General features: G+C 42.0%; 8 protein-coding genes and 1 pseudogene. 8 read left to right on the forward strand and 1 reads right to left on the reverse strand.

The features are described 5' to 3' along the window. Nucleotides 1–57 precede the first annotated feature (57 nt). The 8 genes from V7L97_RS10555 to V7L97_RS13085 all read left to right on the forward strand — a co-directional run bounded on the left by V7L97_RS10555 (nucleotide 58) and on the right by V7L97_RS13085 (nucleotide 5,308). Nucleotides 58–978 (forward strand): TolC family protein, encoded by a 921-nt coding sequence (locus tag V7L97_RS10555; RefSeq protein WP_333655788.1) that lies wholly within the window; start codon nucleotides 58–60, stop codon nucleotides 976–978. Between the two features lie 321 nt (nucleotides 979–1,299). Then, nucleotides 1,300–2,250 carry an ABC transporter permease gene (locus tag V7L97_RS10560; RefSeq protein WP_333655790.1) on the forward strand — a complete coding sequence of 317 codons (951 nt, stop codon included), beginning with the start codon at nucleotides 1,300–1,302 and terminating at the stop codon, nucleotides 2,248–2,250. Further along, nucleotides 2,247–2,918 carry an ABC transporter ATP-binding protein gene (locus V7L97_RS10565; protein ID WP_333655792.1) on the forward strand — a complete coding sequence of 224 codons (672 nt, stop codon included), beginning with the start codon at nucleotides 2,247–2,249 and terminating at the stop codon, nucleotides 2,916–2,918. The genes V7L97_RS10560 and V7L97_RS10565 overlap by 4 nt, the downstream gene beginning before the upstream one ends. Nucleotides 2,919–2,981: 63 nt before the next feature. Then, the gene (locus V7L97_RS10570; RefSeq protein WP_333655794.1) at nucleotides 2,982–3,377 is read left to right on the forward strand and encodes a hypothetical protein; all 396 of its coding nucleotides are present in this window, start codon (nucleotides 2,982–2,984) and stop codon (nucleotides 3,375–3,377) included. 50 nt (nucleotides 3,378–3,427) lie between these two features. Beyond that, a complete protein-coding gene (locus V7L97_RS10575) occupies nucleotides 3,428–3,643 on the forward strand; it encodes a hypothetical protein (protein ID WP_333655795.1) in 216 nt (71 codons plus the stop codon). A 149-nt stretch (nucleotides 3,644–3,792) separates the two neighbouring features. Next, on the forward strand, nucleotides 3,793–3,999 hold the full coding sequence (locus V7L97_RS10580; protein ID WP_333655797.1) for a hypothetical protein: 207 nt from the start codon (nucleotides 3,793–3,795) through the stop codon (nucleotides 3,997–3,999). 176 nt (nucleotides 4,000–4,175) lie between these two features. After that, the gene (locus tag V7L97_RS10585; protein ID WP_333655798.1) at nucleotides 4,176–4,532 is read left to right on the forward strand and encodes a hemerythrin domain-containing protein; all 357 of its coding nucleotides are present in this window, start codon (nucleotides 4,176–4,178) and stop codon (nucleotides 4,530–4,532) included. A gap of 407 nt (nucleotides 4,533–4,939) precedes the next feature. Then, nucleotides 4,940–5,308 carry an HD-GYP domain-containing protein gene (locus V7L97_RS13085; RefSeq protein ID WP_442891820.1) on the forward strand — a complete coding sequence of 123 codons (369 nt, stop codon included), beginning with the start codon at nucleotides 4,940–4,942 and terminating at the stop codon, nucleotides 5,306–5,308. Here V7L97_RS13085 and V7L97_RS13090 read toward each other — a convergent pair. Continuing rightward, nucleotides 5,221–5,439: pseudogene (locus tag V7L97_RS13090) on the reverse strand (ATP-binding protein); the annotation flags it as partial. The gene V7L97_RS13085 and the pseudogene V7L97_RS13090 overlap by 88 nt on opposite strands. Between the last annotated feature and the right edge of the window lie 194 nt (nucleotides 5,440–5,633).

Consider the following 5,633-nt stretch of genomic DNA (forward strand, 5'->3'; position numbering starts at 1 on the left):
AACTTTAACAGATTGTAAGTATATGTTTGACAAACTTCGTTAGAAGAGGAGGTTGCAATGAAGAAGCTGTTGATTTTTATATCACTGTTATTTGTGTCAAGCACAGCGTATGCAGAGATGAATAAAACATCCTATACCCTTTCAGACGCTATCGAATTTGCCGTCAAGAATAATCCCAGGATTATACAGTCAAGCAAGGATGTTGAAATCGGAACTTATGGGATCAGCGAGGCAAAGGCAAACAAAATGCCGCGTCTGGATTTCAACAGCGGGGCAACAAGGTACCGTTATGCCTCACCAATAACTCCCATTTCAGGCTCGCCCCTTAAGGGCTCCGGTTTCCCTGAGTTCGACAGCAATATATACGATTTTGGAGTTTCTTTTATACTGCCCTTATACAGAGGAGGAAGGCTTGATGCCGGAGTAACAATTACAGAGATCAAAAAATCCATCGCAGAAGATATGTTCCGTATGAGCAAACAGGACTTCATCTATAACCTCACAAATGTCTATTTCAAGATATATCAACTCGAGAAGCTCCTCGATGCAAACGAGGCATCGGTAAAGCAGCTCGAGGCCCATAAAAAGAATGTGGAGCTTTTCCTTCAGACAGACACTGTACCGAGGGTCGAGTTATTAAAGACAGAGGTAGAACTTGCCCATGCAAAACAGAATGCCATTGTTGTAAGGAACAGCATCGAGAGTTCATATGAGCTTTTAAAGACGCTTATGGGAATAGAGGACATTAACAGAAAAATATCCCTTGTCCATGAAAATTCGCCGGCAGACAAATATCCTGCCCTTGAAGAAGCCGTTAACAGGGCATTCTCTCTGAGACCCGATTACAATGCTGTTTCAAAGAAAAAGAAGGTTGTTGAGGAAAAGGTCAATTTCGCACAGGGCAAAAGGCTTCCATACGAGGCATTTATCCCAGGCCGATTTAAACACACCTTTTCAGGGCAGCCCGTTATCTTTTGAACATTTCCCGTCAGGCTCTATTGTCATGCCTTCTGATCATATATATCATATATATAAAAATATACAAGTGAGGGGGGAGAAGTAAGGCGATTGTATAGGATATTTTTAACATTTAACATTAGAATAAGTAAAAACTATGAAATGGATCGATAAACATAGGAATTTAATAGACTTCACCCTGTCTTCCCTTTTAAGGAGGAAGGGGAAGAATATTGCCCTGTTCCTCGTTTATACCCTCATAGTATTCGTTCTATCATCCGTTATGTTTTTTACCCATGCAATAAAAAAGAGGCATCCATTATTTTGGAGGATGCACCGGAGATGACGGTGCAGAGGGTTGTTGCAGGAAGACATGACCTGATCCCAATCAGATATATCGATAAGATTAAAGGCATAAGGGGTATAGGTTTGATAAAGGGAAGGCTCTGGGGATATTATTTCGACCCCATAGCCGGTGCAAATTATACCTTGATTGTTCCCGATGACTTTCAATACGGACAGGGAGATATTGCCATCGGCAAAGGCATTTCGAGGAGCCGCCTTGCCTATGAAGGAGACATAATGTTGTTTATGGCATATGACGGCGCTCTGGTTAATTTCAAGATAAGAAATGTGCTCTCTTCAGAATCGGAACTTGTATCATCCGACCTTATATTGATTTCGGAGAAGGATTTCAGAAGGCTCTTCGGAATATCAAAGGAATATGCTACGGATTTGACTGTCAAAGTTAGAAACCAGAGAGAAGTAAATACCATCACGAGGAAGATAACGGAGATATATCCAGATACAAGGGTCATCACTAAAAACGAGATATTGAGGACATATGACACTGTCTTTAACTGGCGCGGCGGCATTGTAATCGTAATCATGTCTGGCGCTGTGATGGCATTTATCGTGTTTGCATGGGATAAGGCATCGGGTTTGAGCGCAGAGGAAAAAGGGGAGATCGGTATTTTAAAGGCAATCGGATGGGAAACATCGGATGTGATACTCATGAAGTTCTGGGAAGGCGCGGTGGTGTCCGTAACATCGTTTATTGCGGGTATAATCCTTGCGTATTTCCATGTGTTCTTTGCATCATCTTCTCTTTTTGAGCCTGTACTTAAGGGATGGTCTGTGCTTTATCCAGAGTTTAAGCTGACTCCGTTTATTGACCCCTATCAGGTCTCGACATTATTCTTTCTTACTGTTGTCCCTTATACAGTAGCGACTATTATCCCTTCATGGAGGGCAGCAATCATTGACCCGGACACCGGGATGAGGATATCGTGATCGAACTAAAAAGGATAACAAAAGTCTTTAATATGGGCAAACCAAATGAGTTTGCAGCAATAAACGGTGTGAGCCTTTTTATAGAATCAAATAAGGTTACGGTGTTCAAAGGACCGAGCGGCTCGGGAAAGACCACGCTTTTAAGCATCATCGGCTGCATGACAAGACCTACATCCGGCAGGATTATGCTTGCGGACAGGGAAGTCACAAGCCTGCCGGAGCGGTTCCTCACAGGAATAAGACGGAAGACATTCGGGTTTATCTTTCAGCAGTTCAATCTCATTAAAGGCATAACTGCACTGGAGAATGTCATGCTGCCTGCATATCCGATGGGTGAGACATATTATCCTTTAAAGAAAAGGGCGTTGGAGACTCTCGACATGTTTAATATCTCGAACAAGGCATTATCAAAGGTTGAATGGCTCTCGGGAGGCGAGACACAGAGAATAGCAATAGCGAGGGCTTTGATTAACAACCCATCGGTTATAATTGCAGATGAGCCAACTGCCCATCTCGATACAAAACTATCCCATGAGTTCATGGATATAATCGGCAGGCTCAAAGGAGAAGGAAAGACCATCCTTATAGCAAGCCATGATCCAATTGTATATGAGTCAAAAGTTATTGACAGAGTTGCAAATATTAGAGACGGCATAATAGAAGAATGAACCTAAGTAGAGTGATTTTATATATTCTTGAATTTAGAGTTGCTCAATTTAGGTGGACATAAAATGATATTCCATCCTGCAATAATCGCACTTCTTTTGTCGTCATTCCTTATCACTTTTCTAATTCTCTACTCTTCGTATTTTGGGCTTCGGATAGTAAGAAAATGGGATATTAAAAGCGGCAGCGAACTGCAGTTAAACCTCGAAAGAAGGACGTATCTCATTTCAACCATCCTGGCCTATGTCCTCGGTTTTCAGCTCATCTCCCTTTTCCTGTATATATACACTGCCGATAATCTACACTCGCTCTTTGTCGGTGCAATGTGTGCAGCAGGCACCCTCAATGTGAATGACTATGGCTATCCAACGCTTATCCTGAAGGTTGTTAATTTTCTGCTTGCAGGCTCTGGCTTATTCTTAATTATACAGACAACAGGGCATACGACTATCCGCTCATAAAGAAGAAATACGTCTTTCTTCTTGTCATTGCACTGTTTGTAACAGCCGAGATGATAATTCAGTCCAATTATCTCCTGAGGCTTAAGGCGGATGTTATTACCTCATGCTGCGGGAGCCTTTTCAGTACCGATACAAGGGGCATTACATCAGAGATCGCTGCGCTTCCGAGCGTCCCGATGAAGATAGCGTTTTATCTCGGCATGGCCTTCATGTTTGTATCGGGGATATGTTTCCTTAAAAATTCGAAATTCGAAATTCGAATTTAACCGGATATGTTTTTTCTCTGGCAAGTGCTGTTACATTCATCATATCGATTATATCGCTCATATCATTCATTTCCCTTTATTTCTATGAGCTGCCGACGCACCACTGTCCGTTCTGTATACTCCAGAGGGAATACGGATACATCGGCTATTTGCTCTATATAACAATTTTAGGCGGCTCTGTTCTGGGCATGGGTGTCGGCGTGGTAATGCCGTTCAGGAACATCCAGAGCTTATCGGAAATCCTTCCTTCCGTCCAGCGAAGGTTTGCCATAATATCGTTGGTCTTATATTTTTTATTCACGGCAGTCGTGACATACAGGATTGTATTTTCGGATTTCAAGCTGGAAGGATACTAAACGCCTCCGCACAATTATTCCCTCAGATTAAAGATTTTGGATAAACATGATTTAAATCATTTTTTGTCGGAACGGTTTTTGTTATTCTGATTTAGACAGACTTTAAATCATATGAACAGGGAGGTACGAAATGTCTAAACTTGTCGAAGAATTAAAAAAGGACCATGTCTTAATGGTTGATATGCTTAACAAGGTTAAGGAACTGGGCATCACAAAAAAAGGAAAGTCAGGATATACTCATATCGGCAAAGGCCAATTTACTTGCACATCTAAAAAAGGAGGACAGAGACCTCTATCCGGTATTGAAAAAGGCTGCCGAAACTAACAGCAGCATGAAACAGACACTTGAAATCTTCGCCAGAGATATGGAGGAGATCTCGAAATTTGCCCTACAGTTTTTCGATAAATACTCGCACGGAGGTTCGGGCATTGAATTCGCCAGGGATTTCGGAAAACTTTTCGCGACCCTTACCGGAAGGATACGGAAAGAAGAAGATATCCTTTATAGAGAGTATGAGAAGATAAGCCAATGATTGCGATGTATGAAGATCAGCTTTATAAAATAGATTTCTTTGATGAAAGCCTGCTGAGGCTAATACCTTTTGATATCGATATTGTGGATGAAAGCCTGAATATCCTTTATATAAACAAGGAACTCGAAAAAAAGGTTGGCAATGGAGTCATAGGTAAAAAATGCTATGAAGTATATAAAGACAATTGCAAGCAGTGTGCGGAATGTCCGTTGAAAAGCAATACCGGCATAGGGGAGGTTAATACCACTGAAGTAGACGACGTGTTTGGAGGAAGAAGTCTGAGGATAAAACACAGGGCAATCGAGATTAACGGGAAGAGAGCCATACTTGAAGTTTTTGAGGATATCACGGAGCACAGGCGTGCGGATATGGAGTTGCAGCAGAGTTTTCAAAAACTGCAGAGAATCATGGAAGGGACAGTGAATGCACTGGCTATAACCGTCGAGAACAGAGACCCTTATACCGCAGGGCATCAGCAGCGCGTAGCACAACTGGCGTGTGCAATTGCAAAGGAAATAGGGCTCTCGCAGTGCCAGATAAATAGTATTCATGTGGCTGGAACACTTCACGATATCGGCAAGATATATGTACCCGCAGAAATACTCAGCAAGCCGGGCAGATTATCAGACGAGAGAGGCAAAATAATAGTAAAACAACTGCCCTTGCCAAATTCGCTTTCCGCTTTAATCATTCCACCATGTGCCTCTATGATAGTCTTTGCTATGCTCAGGCCAAGACCGGTGCCTTCTGTATTCCTTGAAATGTCGGTTCTGTAGAACCTCTCAAATATCCTCTCTAAATCGTCTTTTTTAATGCCGATGCCTGTGTCTTTGATCGAAATATTTACATTGTTATTTTTTATTGCTGCTGCAATCTCCACAATACCATTGTCTTTGTTATAGTTCACGGCATTTTCCAATATGTTTAAAAATGCCTCTGTAATCCTGTCTTTATCACCAATGACATCAACTCCGTGAACGTGGTATGGAATATTCCCCTGAAATAACCTCTGAGAGTTCAAGCTCAACTATGCCATGCTCTTCGTGCAGGAGGCCGGTAATCATCTGAATTTTTGAATGGAGTGTATGGTCAACGGAGTGG

This window comes from Dissulfurispira sp. (assembly GCF_036745535.1).
GTDB lineage: Bacteria > Nitrospirota > Thermodesulfovibrionia > Thermodesulfovibrionales > Dissulfurispiraceae > Dissulfurispira.